At 64.5% G+C, this 15,017-nt stretch carries 17 protein-coding genes; all 17 read left to right on the forward strand.

Annotated features, from left to right (window positions below):
- The first annotated feature begins 252 nt into the window (after nucleotides 1–252).
- The 17 genes from dnaN (at nucleotide 253) to PMI02_RS15350 (ending at nucleotide 14,855) form a co-directional block, all read left to right on the forward strand.
- Nucleotides 253–1,494, forward strand: coding sequence for a DNA polymerase III subunit beta (gene dnaN, locus PMI02_RS15265; RefSeq protein ID WP_007684399.1), 1,242 nt, complete (start codon nucleotides 253–255; stop codon nucleotides 1,492–1,494).
- The gene (locus PMI02_RS15270) at nucleotides 1,494–1,709 is read left to right on the forward strand and encodes a hypothetical protein (RefSeq protein ID WP_007684400.1); all 216 of its coding nucleotides are present in this window, start codon (nucleotides 1,494–1,496) and stop codon (nucleotides 1,707–1,709) included. The genes dnaN and PMI02_RS15270 overlap by 1 nt, the downstream gene beginning before the upstream one ends.
- Nucleotides 1,696–2,973, forward strand: a complete 1,278-nt coding sequence (locus PMI02_RS15275) for a CHC2 zinc finger domain-containing protein (protein WP_007684401.1) — start codon at nucleotides 1,696–1,698, stop codon at nucleotides 2,971–2,973. Before PMI02_RS15270 ends, PMI02_RS15275 begins: the two co-directional genes overlap by 14 nt.
- Entirely contained in the window at nucleotides 2,970–3,647 is a 678-nt protein-coding gene (locus PMI02_RS27195) for a hypothetical protein (protein WP_007684402.1), read from the forward strand. The genes PMI02_RS15275 and PMI02_RS27195 overlap by 4 nt, the downstream gene beginning before the upstream one ends.
- On the forward strand, nucleotides 3,644–4,333 hold the full coding sequence (locus PMI02_RS25940; protein ID WP_007684403.1) for a GapR family DNA-binding domain-containing protein: 690 nt from the start codon (nucleotides 3,644–3,646) through the stop codon (nucleotides 4,331–4,333). The genes PMI02_RS27195 and PMI02_RS25940 overlap by 4 nt, the downstream gene beginning before the upstream one ends.
- 8 nt (nucleotides 4,334–4,341) lie before the next feature.
- The gene (locus tag PMI02_RS15290; RefSeq protein WP_052025590.1) at nucleotides 4,342–6,024 is read left to right on the forward strand and encodes a phage/plasmid primase, P4 family; all 1,683 of its coding nucleotides are present in this window, start codon (nucleotides 4,342–4,344) and stop codon (nucleotides 6,022–6,024) included.
- A 355-nt stretch (nucleotides 6,025–6,379) separates the two neighbouring features.
- A complete protein-coding gene (locus PMI02_RS15295; protein ID WP_007684405.1) occupies nucleotides 6,380–6,856 on the forward strand; it encodes a hypothetical protein in 477 nt (158 codons plus the stop codon).
- Between the two features lie 222 nt (nucleotides 6,857–7,078).
- Nucleotides 7,079–7,378 carry an HNH endonuclease signature motif containing protein gene (locus PMI02_RS15300; RefSeq protein WP_007684406.1) on the forward strand — a complete coding sequence of 100 codons (300 nt, stop codon included), beginning with the start codon at nucleotides 7,079–7,081 and terminating at the stop codon, nucleotides 7,376–7,378.
- A 145-nt stretch (nucleotides 7,379–7,523) separates the two neighbouring features.
- The gene (locus PMI02_RS15310; RefSeq protein ID WP_052025593.1) at nucleotides 7,524–7,988 is read left to right on the forward strand and encodes a hypothetical protein; all 465 of its coding nucleotides are present in this window, start codon (nucleotides 7,524–7,526) and stop codon (nucleotides 7,986–7,988) included.
- On the forward strand, nucleotides 7,989–9,716 hold the full coding sequence (locus PMI02_RS15315) for a terminase large subunit (RefSeq protein WP_007684408.1): 1,728 nt from the start codon (nucleotides 7,989–7,991) through the stop codon (nucleotides 9,714–9,716).
- A complete protein-coding gene (locus tag PMI02_RS15320) occupies nucleotides 9,713–11,011 on the forward strand; it encodes a phage portal protein (protein WP_007684409.1) in 1,299 nt (432 codons plus the stop codon). Before PMI02_RS15315 ends, PMI02_RS15320 begins: the two co-directional genes overlap by 4 nt.
- The gene (locus PMI02_RS15325; RefSeq protein ID WP_007684410.1) at nucleotides 11,001–11,678 is read left to right on the forward strand and encodes an HK97 family phage prohead protease; all 678 of its coding nucleotides are present in this window, start codon (nucleotides 11,001–11,003) and stop codon (nucleotides 11,676–11,678) included. Before PMI02_RS15320 ends, PMI02_RS15325 begins: the two co-directional genes overlap by 11 nt.
- 40 nt (nucleotides 11,679–11,718) lie before the next feature.
- A complete protein-coding gene (locus tag PMI02_RS15330) occupies nucleotides 11,719–13,023 on the forward strand; it encodes a phage major capsid protein (RefSeq protein WP_007684411.1) in 1,305 nt (434 codons plus the stop codon).
- Between the two features lie 60 nt (nucleotides 13,024–13,083).
- On the forward strand, nucleotides 13,084–13,338 hold the full coding sequence (locus PMI02_RS15335) for a hypothetical protein (protein WP_007684412.1): 255 nt from the start codon (nucleotides 13,084–13,086) through the stop codon (nucleotides 13,336–13,338).
- A 25-nt stretch (nucleotides 13,339–13,363) separates the two neighbouring features.
- Entirely contained in the window at nucleotides 13,364–13,945 is a 582-nt protein-coding gene (locus PMI02_RS15340) for a head-tail connector protein (protein WP_007684413.1), read from the forward strand.
- Entirely contained in the window at nucleotides 13,945–14,331 is a 387-nt protein-coding gene (locus PMI02_RS15345) for a head-tail adaptor protein (protein WP_007684414.1), read from the forward strand. The genes PMI02_RS15340 and PMI02_RS15345 overlap by 1 nt, the downstream gene beginning before the upstream one ends.
- Nucleotides 14,328–14,855, forward strand: a complete 528-nt coding sequence (locus PMI02_RS15350) for an HK97 gp10 family phage protein (RefSeq protein WP_007684415.1) — start codon at nucleotides 14,328–14,330, stop codon at nucleotides 14,853–14,855. Before PMI02_RS15345 ends, PMI02_RS15350 begins: the two co-directional genes overlap by 4 nt.
- Nucleotides 14,856–15,017: the final 162 nt, after the last annotated feature.

Genomic DNA, 15,017 nt, shown 5'->3' on the forward strand with positions numbered 1-15,017 from the left:
ATTATCGGCTTCGGCTGCTGGTCGAAGGCGGCTTCGTTCGCCTGCGCCGCGAGGGCCTGAACCGGTTCGCCGAGATCCTGAAACAGGAGGTCGGCCAGTGATGGCGACCGTTATCCTTTACGCGCGGGCGGTGGCGATGGTGCTGGGTGGAGCCGCCCTGGGCTTCGTCTGGGGACTGGCCGAGCTGCTCGCAAGATCCTGATCCCCGGCGCCTGCGCCACCTGAGTGCATCTGCAAACTGAAGAGGTGAATATGGCTACCAAACGTAGTCCGAAGACGCGCGTCCAGGCTTCAGTCCTGCTTGGTGCGCTGAAGGATGTCCTGGAGATCATCGAGGCGCGCAACACCATCCCGGTGCTGTCGCACGTGCTGATCGAGGTCGAGGACCAGCAGCTTACAGTAATGGCCAGCGACCTGGATCAGTGGGCGACACGCAACTGTGCCACGGCCGACCGCGACGGACCAGACAGCCGTGAGTGGCTGACCAGCTTACAGGCATTTTCCGTCTGCCTGCCGGCGAAGAAGCTGGCGGCGGTGCTGACCGAGCTGGACAGCGAGGCCATGGTGCGGATCGAAGTGCCATCTGCATGGTCGAAAGAATGGTCCGGGCAGGCGACGGTGTCGGCCGGCGCTGCGCGCTTCAAGCTGAACGCGCTGCCCGTGACAGAATTCCCCGCGCCTCCGCCGATAGACTTGGACGGGTTCTTCGAGCTGCCATGCAGCCAGCTGGGCGACGTCCTGGCAGCCGTGAAGCATGCGATCTCGACCGAGGAGACGCGCTACTACCTCAACGGCGTGTTCATGCACCCGGTCGACCTGGACCTGCGGTTCGCGACGACCGATGGCCATCGTCTCGCGCGCCTGAGGATGGACGGGCCCGTGGGTTCCACCAGTTATCCTGCGGTGATCGTCGCCCGCAAGACGGTGGCTGTGCTAGAGAAGCTGCTGGCCCATGCCGACAAGGCGGCCAAGGGCAGCGAAGGCGAGCCGCCCGTTGTGCTGATCGAGTGCAACGCGACGGGATCGCGGCTGCAGTTCACGATGCCGACCGAGGGTGACGGCGAAGTCACCTTGATCGCGAAGACGATCGACGGTGAATTCCCGGACTACGGCCGCGTCATCCCGAGTGACCCCAAGGAGCGGGTCACAGTCGCCCGCTCAAGCCTGGCGGCCGTCGTCAAGCGAGTGGCCGTGATGGCCGAGGGCGAGACGCGGATCGTGAAGTTCGCGTTCGACGAGGATCGGCTGACAGTCTCGGCCCGGTCGATCGACGTGGGCGAGGCGAGCGAGGATCTCGCTTGCGAGTACCGCGGGCCCGCGTTCGAGCTGGGCTTCAACAGCAAGTACCTGCTCGCCGCGCTGGGCGCGATCGCGAGCGACGTCGTGGCGCTGCGCTGCGACGGCGACGGGGCCAGCGCCGTTCGTATCGCCGGGTGGGAGGATGAAGACGAGGTCGGCGCCCTTCTCCAGGTCCTTATGCCGGCGCGCGTCTGATGTCGGCCTATTCGGACCTCGGGCCGCAGGGCCCAACGCGGATGGAGGTTTGCCTGCTGGCGACCGAAGTCATGCGCATGGCCCAGCAGGCCCGCGAGATGTGCGGGACCGGACCGGGGCTAGACCTGCCACGCGCCATCCGCACCCTGCGCAAAGCGCGGGATCTGATGGCCGGGATTGCGAGCGAACCGGAGGGCGACGATGCCGACGGTTGACGAGCGCAAGGCCGAGGTGCGGCGGCGGCTGACTATCGGCGACGTGATCGCCGCCAGCTGGAAGCTGACCGGCTCGGCGGGGAACGGCCGGCGCCGCGCGAAGTGCGAATTCCACGGCAGCGATTCGCTGAGTTTCAGCGTGAAGGACGCGGACAAGGGCGACGGCTTCGGCCACTGCTTCGGCTGCGCCTGGCACGGCGACATGTTCAAGTTCGTGATGGACCTGAAGGGCTGGACCTTCATGGATGCGCTGGCCGACCTCGAGCGGATGGCTGGCATCTGCGACACCGGCGGCGACGATCGCGCGGCGCGCGGACCGGTGCAGCGGGTGAAGACCGAGCAACCACGGCGCCAAGCGCAGCGGCCGAAGATCGATACCCTCGACATGGGGCGCTGGATTTGGCGCCACGCGCGCCGCGACGATCGCACGGTGCGGCAGTACTTTATGGGGCGCGGCGTTCCGGAGGCTCAGACAGGCGCGGAGCGCCTCGCACAATTTCGCTACATGTCGGACTGCCCGTGCTTCCCCTGGGAGGTCGGCACGGACCCGCGCAAGGTGCTGACGGCGCCGGCGATCATCGCCCTAGTGCAAGTGCCCACGATGATGGGTGAGTTTCCGGCGCTGGAATGGGTGCCGGTGGGTGTGCACGTCACGTTCCTGAACCCGGAAGGCACCGGGACGATGAAGCGCCGCGCGCCCTGGGCGAAGCCGGACGACAAGAACCCCTGGCTTCCGAAGCGCGTGATGCTGGGCCCGACCGGGCGCGGGTGCGTGGTGCTGGGCGACTATCGGCCGGACGCGCAGCTGTGGGTGGGCGAAGGCAACGAGACGGTGCTGTCCGCCATGGCGATCGGTGGGGCGCATGCCGGCGACGTCGGGATTGCAGCGCTCAGCCTCGACAACCTGCAGGGCGGAATGCGCAAGTGGCGCAACAACGTGTGGCCGCTGTTCGACGTGCGGCCCGATCCGGAAAAGCCCTGCTTCCTCATCCCCGGGCACCGCGGCGACGTGGTTGGCCTCGTCGACGCCGACATGAGTCCGCTGCGGGGCCAGAAGCACCCGCGCACCGGCCAGTACCTGGGCGAGGCGCTGGTCGAGCACAAGGGCGGGCCGATCGTGCGGCGTGCGGTGACCGGCGCCGAGCGCGCACGGATCTGCGGCGAGCTGATGGTCAAGGGCTGGCGCTCGATCGGGTGCCGCGCGCGGGCCGTGCAGCCGCCTGCGGGCATGGATTTCAACGATGCAGTTCAGGAGATGGTATGACCGACGCAACGAACAGCGCCGTGGAAGCGGTGGCGCTCAAGCCCTGCCCGAACCCATGGTGTGCCTCACACGACAAAAGTGACCCTGAACTGTTCGCCGCTCATCGACCGATCGTGATGCCAAACCGGCACTCTTCTGGTTGGTCGGTCGCATGCCCGGTGTGCCCCCTGCAGATTCCCTACAAAGCGTCCGAGGCCGAAGCCGTTGACACATGGAACGATCGTGCCTCCATGCCCGCCGCGAGCGAGGGGGATTGGTCCGAGGCATGGTCTGGACCTTGCACAGTGGGCAACATGATCGCGAACCTTCGCACGCTGCCACCTGAAACTCCTCTCTACAGCGCTTACCACATCAGCCGGAAGGATGCTCCTTCGCTGCTGCGCGTGCGGCGGCCGACGCTTTCCCGCGAACGAGTGGATGGCATCACGATCAAGACTGGTGACGAGCGCGTACCCTACAGCGCCGTTATATGGTCGCATCCGAAAGAACCTGACCCCGCCCCCTCCGATCAGGAGAAGCTGGTGGAGGAGTTGGTCGAGGCGTTGGGCGCGAGCATTGAAGCGCTCGCGATGTGCGAACCACGAACGCAACACGGCGCGAAATGCCAGAACGATGCGATTTTGAACGGACACGGCCTCATCACCCGCGCCCGCCAAAGCGGGGAGACGTCATGAGTGACGATCGACTGCGCGGCCTCGTGAAGGCCATCCAGTCCTACAATCAGGAAATCGGCGACGCCATGGAAGGGCGGCGCGGTGTGTACGAGCAGGCGGCCGCCATGGGGTACGATCGCAAGACGATCCGCAACCTGGTGCGGCGCATGGGCATGAACCCGACCGATCGCGATGCCGCGGACGAGTTGCTGGCCCAGTACGAGGCCGACATGGGCGTTGCCGGCCATGCCACTGCGCATGCCGACGCTGGGCCGCCCGCCAAGCGCGAGAAGTTCGTCGCGCCGCCGAATTCCAGCAGCGAGGACCAGCTGCGCGCCATCATCAGCAAGGTGCTCGAGCTGCGGGCCGAGCGGGTAGAGATGCGCAACACCATCGCCCTGGAGCTGAAGAAGGCGCGCGCATCCGGCTTCGATCCGCGCAAGATCACCGAGGCCTGCCTGTGGTTGGAGAAGTGCGACAAGCACGGCCGCGACATGATGCTGGCCAGTGAGGAGCTGTTCCAGATCTACCGCGAGATCGGTGACGGGCCGCAGCCTGCCCCGAAGATCGAGGGCGACAGCAAACTGGTCGCCATGTTCGCCGGCGCGGCTCCGGCCGAGAAGAAGGCGCCCACCATCAAGCAGCGGCAGGCCAGTGCGGCCGTCGCCTATGCGCAGATCAGTAGAATGAACAGGGGGTTGAAGTGACGGGGCAGATGATCCCGGTTCCAGTGAATGATCCGCTGGAGCTGGCATGGTTCGAATTGAACGATTACGGAAATGCGCGCCGCCTCGAGGCGCTGTCGAAGGGTCTGCTAAAGTGGGTAGACGACCGCTTCTGGGTGGCTTTCGACGGCAAGCGCTGGTCCGAACGCGAGGGCGGGTTCCGCGCCCGCGCCGTCGCCCACGAGGTTGCCCAGCATATCCATGACGAGGCGCTGGCGCTGTCGCAGCTGATCGGCAGCCAGAAGGACCCCGACGGCCGCGCCCTGATTGATCGGTACGGTGACTGGTGCACGCCCGAGCTGGCGATCGATCGCCTCTCGATGCTCCATAAGTGGGCCATGAAGTCGGGCAACGCGGCCCAGACGGCGGCGATGCTGACGCAGGCCCGGGACATGGCGAGCATGCGCGCCTGGTCCGAAGACTTCGACAAGGATCCGCTAACGTACAACGTCCAGAACGGCACGCTGCGGTTTGTGCGCCGGCAGGCCGATGGCAAGTGGGTGGAGTTGTTCCAGGACCAACACGCGCCCGGCGATATGCTGATGCAGATCTCCAACTGGGTATATGATCCGAAAGCGACGTGCCCGATGTGGCTGGAGCGCCTGGAACTGATCCAGCCCGAGGCCGAGCAACGTGCCGTGTTTGCCCGCATGTACGGCCAGACGCTGACCGGGTTGACGGATTGCGAGGAGTTCTATGTCCACAAGGGCGCCGGCGGCGACGGCAAGACGAAGACCCATGAGGTGATCTCTCACGGGCACGGCGACTACTACCGCCATGCCAAGGTGGCGACGTTCCTGAAGCCGGCCTTCCAGAAAGGCGGCAGCGAACACAGGTCCGACCTGGTGCGCCTTTCCGGCGACCTGCGGATGGTGATCTGCGACGAACCGCCGCTGCATGCGACGTGGGATGGCGAAACGCTGAAACAGGTGACGGGCGGCGGCAACGTGACAGCGCGGGGGTCGAATGAGCGCACCGAGATAACCTTCAAGCCGCGATGGAAGCTGTTCGTCGAAGTGAACCCGACACCGAACATGCCGGGCGACGACAAGGGCTTTCGGCGCCGATTCCGCCTCATCCGCTGGCCGGTGGACCTGTCGAAGACGAAGGATGGGTTCGAGCCCCCTGCTCAGCTGTTCAAGCGGCTAACCAGCGAGCTGAGCGGCATCTTCAACTGGCTGATCGCAGGGTGCCTGGACTGGCTAGGCGATCGGCGCGTGCCGGTGCCGCAGATCGAAGCGGAGCAGCTGGCCGACTTCTGGGCATCGTCGAGCCCGCTGGGTGAATGGATCTCTGAGCGCTGCGAGACGGGCGATCGGGAGGTTCACACCCCGTCGAAGGTGCTGCTGGACGACTTCCGGGAATGGATGGAGCGGAACGACCTCGACGAGGAGCAACGCAAGAAGTGGACCCCAACGAAGTTCGGCAGGGACCTCTCCCAGCGTACCCACATCAGTAAGAAGGACGGCAGGGGCAACAAGGTGCGCGTAGGCATTCGCTTGCGCATCGCAGGGGACCTGATCGGCGGGAGTGCTCAGGGTGCGCCCGATAGGTCAACCCAGCAGCCGGCGGAGCCGGCTCGCGGTTTCGGGGCCGATCGGGAGGGACTGGATCGGCGCGACGATTGGTCAGAACGGGGCTTCGGTGACGAAGATTTGCTCGGCGATGACTGAGCCCGCGCGCGCCTTGGCCCAGCTTACGGATAGTTACGGATGGTTGGGGCAACTGTCCGTACATTGCGGGGGTGCGCGGGGTCGGCTAGCATCGATCGCGACCGATTGTTGCTGGCCTCGTGCCCGATACGGATGGTCATACGGATGGCTGAACGGACGTTTCAAGGCCCTACCATCCGTAGTCTCAGGCCGCAGAAACCCTCGTGTTTCGCGCCAGTACGGATGGTTACGGACGGTTCACTAGGTCCTCGTCATCTACATGCGCCTATGCGCGCATGGGCTTTGAACCTGTGCGCCCTCCAACCGTCCGTACCGTCCGTATTCAAATTGATGTTGTTGTTTGAGGGGAAAAATAATGAACGTGGTTACGTGGCAAGAGGCAGAGGACACGCTCACTGCTGCCATCGAGTACCTCGGCGCGATGCCCGATCGAGAGCGCGCCTTCCTCGCCGCAGGGCAGCGCTCGGCATGGCCGGCGATCGTGCGGGACCTGCAGTCGGACTATGCCGATGCGGAGGCCAGCCCCTCGCCGCAGCTGACGAGGCGCTGCGCCAACCTCGTGGAGCGCATGCTGACCGGCGAGCGGCCGCTGGCCAATGCAATCCCTGAGGGCCATCGTCCACTGGTGGGCAAGGTGATCGTGATGAAGCGCTGGCCTGGACCTGATGGGTTCGGGTGGGACCATGTCTACCGCTCGACGGGTGGCCAGCTGTTCAACATCGCTCGTCGGTGCGTGCTGCCCACCACCAGCGACGGCATGCGCAAGGCTTACGAGCGGGCGATCGGGCGCTTGGCGGTTGCTCTCGACATGGCGTCCAATCGAGTAGCGTAGGGATTGGACAGGGCGGATGGTGCGCGACTCGTGCTCTATCCTTTGTCCAACGCGTCAAGAGTCTCAGATTTTGGACACGAAAATAAAGGGTGTCCGTTTGGACAAGTTTATGGGGTAGCCAGTGGGCACGCTGAGGTCATTGCGACCACAGACGTGTCTCTCCCCTGCGGCGGGCGGTCAGGCTTCGGCTTGGCCGCCCGCTGTCGTTTCAGGCTTGTGATCATGGGTAAGCTCAAGGCCATGCCCCCTCGGGTGGCTGGCATGGCGCCCAGGGTGCGCGCGATGCCCAAGGTGGCTGACCGGTTCTACCAGTCGCCCGAGTGGGCCGAGGCGCGTCGCCTCCAGCCCAACAAGTGGTGCGCGATCTGCGGTTCCACCAAGCGCCTGATCCTCGACCACAAGGTCGAGCGGAAGGATGGCGGCGCCGATCTCGACCCGCTCAACCTCGAATGGCTCTGCCTACCCCACCACAACACGAAGACGGCCGAGGCTAAGGCACGGCGGGCGCGCGGCGGTCGGTGACCCCTGCCCTCGTCCGCCGAGGTCGATCGGGAGGGGGGTGGTCGAAAGTTCGGGGGGTCGGCGGCCCCTGTACCGCATCCCGTCCCATTCGGAGGTTTTTTTCGTGTCGAGTGATGTTTCGAGCAAGTCAGGGCGGCCGGGTTGGTTGCCGTTCGACCTGCTCGGCCATCCGGTGCCCCCAAACAAAGGCGAGCGCGGGCGTGACCAGCACGTGCCAACCGCAGAAAACCTAGAGAAATTGGTCCTGCTGTTCGGCATGGGTCGGACCGAAGTGGACTGCGCGGCGGCCATCGGCGTGTCGGTGCCGACCATGCGGAAGCATTATTTTTCGAACCCCGACCTGAAGCGCGCCAAGCGCCACGCCGGGCTTCGCCTCGAGGCCGAGCTGCTGCAGCGGCTGAACCAGCAGTCGATCGATGGGAAGACGTCTGCGACCGAGAAGCTGCTTAAGCGCCTGGACAAGTCGCGGCTCGGCCCGGCGCCGGTGGGGCCCACGAAGGCAACGAAGCGCAAGGGCGTGAAGGAAGAGCGGCGCGATGCGGCATGGGATGCCGGCCGCGAGGATAACGGTTGGGGCCCTCTGCTGCATGGCCCCATCGGCAACGCCTAAATGGACACTTGGAACTTCGCGTGCCTGGACTGGAAGGAACGGCTACGCGATGGCCGGAGCCTGATACCTGACCTCCCTCTGGATCGGGAGATGGCGAGCCGGGCTGTACAGATCTTCAACAAGCTGCGCCTGCCCGACGTTGGAGACCGGCCAGAAATGCGGGTGGCGGCGGGCGACTGGCAGCGCGACACAGTCGCGGCGCTGTTCGGTTCGATGATGCCGGACGGCCGCCGTCGGGTGCGCAAGATCTTCGAGCTGGTGCCCAAGAAGAATTCGAAGACGACGAAGGCCGGCGCGATCGGCGTGACGGCACTGCTGATGGACCCGGAGCCGCGGCAGCCATACTACCTCTTCGGACCGACGCAGGAGATCGCGCAGCGCGGTTTTAACCAGGCCGAAGGCATGATCATGGCCGATCCGGTTCTGCAACAGCGGTTCCACGTCAGGGCACATCTCAAGACAATCGTCGACCGGGTAACCGAGTCCACCCTCAAGGTGCAGACCTTCGACGAAAAGGTCTCGACTGGTGGCATCCCGAAAGGGGCGATCATTGATGAGCTGCATATCCTGGGCAAGGTTCACTACGCGAGCCGAGTTCTAGGGCAGATCTACGGTGGCATGGTCTCGCGACCAGGCGCGTTCCTATACATGATCACGACACAGTCGGACGAGCCGCCGGCAGGCGTGTTCAAGGAAGAGTTACAGTTGGCGCGCGCTATCCGCGACGGTCGGCTGACGGGCGAAGGCGCAACGACGCTGCCGATCCTGTACGAGTTTCCCGAAGAGTTCCAAGTCGACCCGAAGCAGCCATGGATGGAGCCGACCTGCTGGCCCATGGTGCTGCCGAACCTTGGCCGATCAGTCCAGATCGACCTGCTTCGGCCGCAGTTTTACGAGGCCAAGGAGAAGGGATCGGCGGAGTTAGCCCGCTGGGCTTCTCAGCACCTGAATATCGAGATCGGCCTTGGCCTGCACTCCCAGCGGTGGCGCGGAGCTGATCACTGGCTGGGTGCCACCGAGCCGGCTTTGACGCTGGAGGATCTGCTTTCGCGTTGCGAAGTCGTAGTCTGTGGCGTGGACGGTGGCGGATTAGACGACCTCTTCGGCGTGGCCGTACTCGGTCGCGAGCGCGTGACCGGGACCTGGTTGAGCTGGGCCCGCGCTTGGGTGCAGCGAAACGTCGTTATGGCGGTCGACGGCAAAGAGCCGCTGCGCAAGGACATCGCTCCGCGGCTGCTCGACTTCGAGCGTGAAGGCACGCTGGTGCTTTGCGACAGCGCCACTCAGGACATTGAGGAAGTGGCTGCCGTTGTTGAGCAGGTAAGGGACAGCGGGCTGATGCCCGATAAGGGCGCAGTCGGGATTGACCCTTTGGCAGTCGGCGGCCTGGTTGATGCGCTGACCGGTATTGGCCTGACCGACGACCAGCTCGTCGCGATCGGGCAGGGATTCAAGCTTTCGTCGGCGGTGTGGAGTTCGGAGCGCAAGTTGCGCGACGGGACTCTGCGCCATGACGGATCGGACATGATGGCCTGGTGCGTGGGTAACGCGAAGGCCGAACAGCGAGGAAACGCGGTGTACATCACCAAGGAAGCGGCAGGGAAGGCGAAGATCGACCCCTTGTGCGCGCTGTTCAACGCTGTGAAGCTCATGGAGCGCAACCCGGTCGCCGGGACCGGTGTCCGCGTTTCGATCGATGACTGGATCGCCGGGATGCGCGCGGCGTGACGGGTTACAAGCTCTCGTCGGCCGCGAAGAAAGCGGAGGCCAGCTATAGGGCTCCTGCCGTGGCGCCGGCGGCCAAAAACACGTGGACGCCTGATGGCGGGCGCGCGTCCCTTCATGACCGGGACAACTTCGTTACCAACCGTGTCACGGTCGCTGACCATTCCGACCACATCGCTTGCAGCAATCCGCTTGGGCTCTCAGCTACCTATGCCTGTGTTAACCTGATCGCGGGGACAATCGCGAGCCTCTCGGCCACCGTGTTTCGCCGCGACGCTGACGGAATTCGGCGCGAGGCGACCAATCACCCGCTCTACTGGGTGCTGAAGCTCGACCCGAACTTCGACGACAGCGACTATGAATTTTGGGAATTCCTCGCCGCTTCGATCGAGCTGCAGGGCAACGGTTACGCCGAAAAGTTCAAGAACGGTGCCGGGCACGTATCCGCGCTGATCCCAGTGTCGCCGATCGGCATGGACGTGCGACGCATCGCGAGCGGCGCTCTCGAATACGAGTGGGTCGAGGATGGTACTCGCAAAGTCCGCTCCCAGGACGAGATGCTTCACATCCGCGGTTTTGGCGGCAATCGCAGGAAGGGCGGGTCAACGCTGTCCATGTGCGCTGGTGCGTTTCAGTCGGCGATGGCGACCGACTCCACCGCAGCCCAGATGTTCAGCAATAGCGTCGTTTCCAGCGGCGTTCTGACGGCTGAAGACAAGCTAGACGGCCCCCAGCGTGCCGAACTGGAGCAGCTGCTTCAGGACAAGTTTGTCGGTGCGCTCAATGCAGGGCGGCCAATGCTGCTCGACGGTGGCTTGAAGTGGCAAGCTCTGTCGATCTCACCCGAGGACGCGCAGTTGCTCGATAGCCGCAAGTTCGGCGGTGAAGAGATCTGCCGTATCTTCGGCGTGCCGCCGGCGATGGTGGGTTACGGCGACAAATCGTCCAACTGGGGCACCGGCAAGGAAGTCGACGTCCTGGGCTTCATCAAGTTCACGCTGCGTAAGCGTCTGCGCCGAATCGAGCGCGCGATGATGAAGCAGCTGTTGACCCGCGCCGAGCGCCAGTCGGGCATGACGATCGAGTTCAACCTTGAGGGCCTGCTGCGCGGCGACAGCGCCGGGCGCGCATCGTTCTACCAAATCATGGTCCGCTTGGGCCTGATGACCCGCAATGAAGCGCGGGCCCTTGAAAACCTGCCGCCCATACCAGGCGGTGACGTGGCGATGGTCCAAATGCAGGACGTGCCGCTTACCACTGCCATCGAGCAGGCAAAGGACGACGCCAATGCAGCTTAAGAACAGTGCGCTGAAGGTGCGCGACTTCGATCTGTCGGTGAAAGCCGAGGACATCTCCGACGACGGTCTGTTCACCGGGTACGGCTCGGTCGCCAATGTGGTCGACAGCTACAACGAGATTGTCGCGCCGGGCGCGTTTAAGAAGAGCCTTGCTGATCTGAAGGCGAAGAAGCGCAAGGTGCCGGTGCTCTGGCAGCACCGCTCAGCAGAGCCGATTGGCGTCTACGACGATCTCGTCGAGGATGATGCGGGCCTGCGCGTCCAAGGACGCCTATTGGTCGACCATGTCGCCCAGGCGAAGGAAGCGCATGCACTGATGCGCGTCGGCGCCGTCACCGGTCTTTCGATCGGCTACTGGGTGCGCAAGTCGTCCTACGACGAGAAAACCGGCATTCGTACGCTGCTCGAGGTGGACCTGATCGAGGTCAGCCTGGTGACTTTCCCCGCCAACGACGATGCGCGCATCGACGCGGTCAAATTCAAGCTCGCCCATGGTGAGCTGCCCACTCTTCCTGAATTCGAGCGGCTCCTGCGCGAGGCAGGCTTTTCGAAGACGAAGGCCGCGGTCGTTGCCGCGCACGGCCTTCCCCATCTGCTCCGGAGCGAGTCCGGCGGATCTCCCGAACCCAGCGGCGCTGACTTCCTCGCTGCCCTGCTGGGCAACTGAACCCCAGGCAGGTTTCCTGCCGATCCAAGGACTGACGCACATGATGAAGAAGATGATGCTCCTCGGGGCAGCCTCGGCCGCGTTCGCCGTAGGCCCCATGACCGCGCGCGAGATCAAGGCCGGTCGCTACCTTCGCGGTCCGGAGGACCACCCCAATCCGCCGAAGACCGCTGCCCAGCTGGCGTCCGAGGTGAAGGCCGACTTCGAGCGTAAGCACGACGCGGTCAGGGAAATCGCCGAACAGGCACTCACCGAAGCCAAGAGCGGCAACACCCTGGCGACCAGCCTGAAGGAGAAGGCTGACGAGCTGGTCACCAGCATGAACGAGTCGAAGGCTCGCCTGGACGACCTCGAGCAAAAGCTCGCGCGCGAGAACCACCGCGGCGAAGACGGCCAGACCGCCGGCGAACGCTTCACCGGTGACGAAGGGTTCAAGTCCTTCGCCGGCCAGACCCGGCCCCGCGGTCGCCACGTCGTCGAGGTGAAGGACATCACGTCGCTCACCACCGACGCCGCTGGCAGCGTCGGCGCCCTCGTTCAGCCGACCCGCGTCGGCCCGGTGCCGCTGCAGCAGCGCCGTATGACGATCCGTGCCCTGCTGGCGCCTGGCACGACGGCCAGCAACCAGATCGAGTATGAGCGCGAGAAGCTGTTCACCAACAACGCAGCGCCCGTTGCCGAAGGGGCGGTCAAACCCCAGTCGGAAATGCAGTTCGAAGACGCGACCGCGAATGTCCGCACCATCGCGCACTGGATGCGCGCATCGGTGCAGATTCTGGCGGACGTGCCCGGCCTGCGCTCGATGATCGATAACCGCCTTCGCTACGGACTTGCCTTCGCGGAAGAAACCCAGCTCCTGAACGGTTCGGGCACCAGCCAGAACCTGCCGGGACTGGTCACCAACGCTACGGCATACGCGGCGGCCGGCAGCCTCGTCGCAGCGACGCCTGTCGATGTGATCCGCCTCATGATCCTGCAGGTCGCTCTCGCCGAGTATCCCGCGAACGGGATCGTGCTCAACCCGATCGACATGGCGGCGATCGAGATGCTGAAGGATACCCAGGGCCGTTACCTGATCGGTAATCCGCAGGGCACCATCGACAAACGGCTCTGGGGCCTTCCGGTCGTCGAAACGCAGGCAATGGGCGTCGACAAGTCTCTCGTCGGCGCCTTCGACCTCGCGGCGCAGATCTTCGATCGCCAGGACGCCACTGTCGAAGTGTCGACCGAAGACCAGGACAACTTCGTCAAGAACAAAGTGACGATCCGCGCGGAAGAAAGACTCGCGCTGGCGATCTACCGGCCGCAAGCGATCGTCTACGGCGATCTCGGTCGCGTTGCCTGATGACGCTGGGGCGGGCCGCGGCCCGCCCCTCTTTCCCTGCAACTCTATCGGAGAAGCGAGATGATCAAGGCCATCCTCACCAAGCCCCTCAACGGCGAGCCCGAAGGTTCGCCCGGCGAGTTCAACAAGACCGATTTCGAAATGCTCGAGCAGCTCGGCGCCGTGAAGCGGGCGCCGGCCGACGATCCGGAGCCGGAGCCAGAGCCGGAGACAGAGCAAACACCGACACCCGAGTCTGCGCCTGCCAAGGCCGCTGTTGTGCCGGCGAACAAGATGGCTGTCGCGCCCGCCAACAAGGCCGGGAAGGCAGACTGATCGCGTTGACTGACGGGACCCGCAGATGATCTTCGAGCTGCTTCACGTACCGTTCCCGGGAGGGTACGGCGACGCGATCCTACCGATCGAGGCTTGCAAGGCTCATCTGCGGGTTGACGGTGAAGACGAAGACGACCTGATCGCAGCGCTACGTGACGCGTCGATCGACTTCGTGGAGCGCTATTGCCAGATCAAGCTTGCGCCGACCGAAGGCATTAAATGGACGGCCGGAGGGTTTCCCTGCAGCACCGCCCAAGCATTGCCTCTCTCGGTTTCTCCGGTCAGGTCCATTACTTCGATTGGATGGCTGGATGCCGCCGGCGCGGCGGTTGAGGGCGACGTCGGCAACTTCCGGCTTACCCAGCGCGGCGACCTGGCTCCGGCAATTGGCGGCAGCTGGCCGTCCGGGATCGGCGGGGGCGTCTCAATCGTCTTCGCTGCCGGATACGATGCTGAAGCGGCGCCGCCGTCCTTGCTTGTCGCTGTTCGGATGTTTCTCGGCCATCTGTACAAGAACCGTGAGGCGGTGACCGATCGTGGCACAGAAGCCGAGGTGCCGTTCGGCGTTCGCCAGCTCTGCGCGCCGTTCCGCCGGATGCTGATCTGATGTTTCCGGCCGGATACTTCAATCGCCGCATCCGCATCGAGCGGCCGACCGCAGATGACGCTTTCGATGGCGCAGGGCTTGGCCAATGGGCTCCGGTGCTAGTGGTCTGGGCGAACCTGCAGGACAACCTCCCGAGCCGGGGCGAGAAACTGGCCGAAGGCATCAACGTAGCCAACCGGCCGACGCGCGTGCGCATACGGTTTCGCTCTGGCGTCACCGACGACATGCGGTTTTCGATCGGCAAGATGGTGAAAGGCGAGGACGGGGTAAAGGTCTGGCAGGCCGACCGGATCGTTCAGATTATCTCCGGGCCCGCAGAGCTGGGCAACCGCGAGGCGTTGGAATTCATGGTCGAAGAGTATCGGCCAGCAGGTAACGCGGCGTGACCGTCACCATCCGCGGGCGAAGCGATGTTAGCAAATACATCGCGAGCCTCCCTGACCAGCTGGCCCGGCGCGTCCTACGCGGCGCTGCTCGCACGGGCGCGGCCGTCGTCGCCACAGAAGCAAAGGAACGCTCCATTTCCGAGGAAGTCTCGGAGAGCATCCATGTGACGACCAAGATCGAAGAAGGGCGCATAATTGGCCGTGTAATCGTCAAAGGGCCCGGCGCCTATATCGCGCCCTGGCTTGAATACGGCACCGAAGCGCACTTCATCTCGGTCGACGACAGCCAGCGCCAAGGGCTCAGCGTCCGCAAGGTGAATGAGCGTACGAAGGAAGGCTCGCTTGTTATCGGCGGCAAGTTCGTTGGCGCGACGGTGTTGCATCCTGGCGCCAGACCCAATCCGTTCCTGCGAGTGTCACTCGACTTCAAGGAAGCCGAGGCCGTGCGCGCCATGCAGCAATACATCAATACCCGGATCTCGCGCGGCAAGATCATCGGGCAGGACAAGGCTGACGGGGAATGACCGGTGCGGACATCATCGGTTCCCTGCTGCTCGGCAATGCAGCTGTGCTGAGCATCAGCCCCGCCGGGCAGATCAAGGAAGATAGACTGCCGGATGGCGTCCCTCTGCCGGCAATGCTCGTCCGTACCGTCACTTCGGTGGACCGGCAGCCGCTGAAGCGGG

The sequence above is a fragment of the Novosphingobium sp. AP12 genome (assembly GCF_000281975.1).
Lineage (GTDB): Bacteria > Pseudomonadota > Alphaproteobacteria > Sphingomonadales > Sphingomonadaceae > Novosphingobium.

Coding starts and splice junctions, on each gene's coding strand:
- dnaN (WP_007684399.1), top strand. CDS start 253: ATGGCTACCAAACGTAGTCCGAAGACGCGCGTCCAGGCTTCAGTCCTG.
- PMI02_RS15270 (WP_007684400.1), top strand. CDS start 1,494: ATGTCGGCCTATTCGGACCTCGGGCCGCAGGGCCCAACGCGGATGGAG.
- PMI02_RS15275 (WP_007684401.1), top strand. CDS start 1,696: ATGCCGACGGTTGACGAGCGCAAGGCCGAGGTGCGGCGGCGGCTGACT.
- PMI02_RS27195 (WP_007684402.1), top strand. CDS start 2,970: ATGACCGACGCAACGAACAGCGCCGTGGAAGCGGTGGCGCTCAAGCCC.
- PMI02_RS25940 (WP_007684403.1), top strand. CDS start 3,644: ATGAGTGACGATCGACTGCGCGGCCTCGTGAAGGCCATCCAGTCCTAC.
- PMI02_RS15290 (WP_052025590.1), top strand. CDS start 4,342: ATGATCCCGGTTCCAGTGAATGATCCGCTGGAGCTGGCATGGTTCGAA.
- PMI02_RS15295 (WP_007684405.1), top strand. CDS start 6,380: ATGAACGTGGTTACGTGGCAAGAGGCAGAGGACACGCTCACTGCTGCC.
- PMI02_RS15300 (WP_007684406.1), top strand. CDS start 7,079: ATGGGTAAGCTCAAGGCCATGCCCCCTCGGGTGGCTGGCATGGCGCCC.
- PMI02_RS15315 (WP_007684408.1), top strand. CDS start 7,989: ATGGACACTTGGAACTTCGCGTGCCTGGACTGGAAGGAACGGCTACGC.
- PMI02_RS15325 (WP_007684410.1), top strand. CDS start 11,001: ATGCAGCTTAAGAACAGTGCGCTGAAGGTGCGCGACTTCGATCTGTCG.
- PMI02_RS15330 (WP_007684411.1), top strand. CDS start 11,719: ATGATGAAGAAGATGATGCTCCTCGGGGCAGCCTCGGCCGCGTTCGCC.
- PMI02_RS15335 (WP_007684412.1), top strand. CDS start 13,084: ATGATCAAGGCCATCCTCACCAAGCCCCTCAACGGCGAGCCCGAAGGT.
- PMI02_RS15340 (WP_007684413.1), top strand. CDS start 13,364: ATGATCTTCGAGCTGCTTCACGTACCGTTCCCGGGAGGGTACGGCGAC.
- PMI02_RS15345 (WP_007684414.1), top strand. CDS start 13,945: ATGTTTCCGGCCGGATACTTCAATCGCCGCATCCGCATCGAGCGGCCG.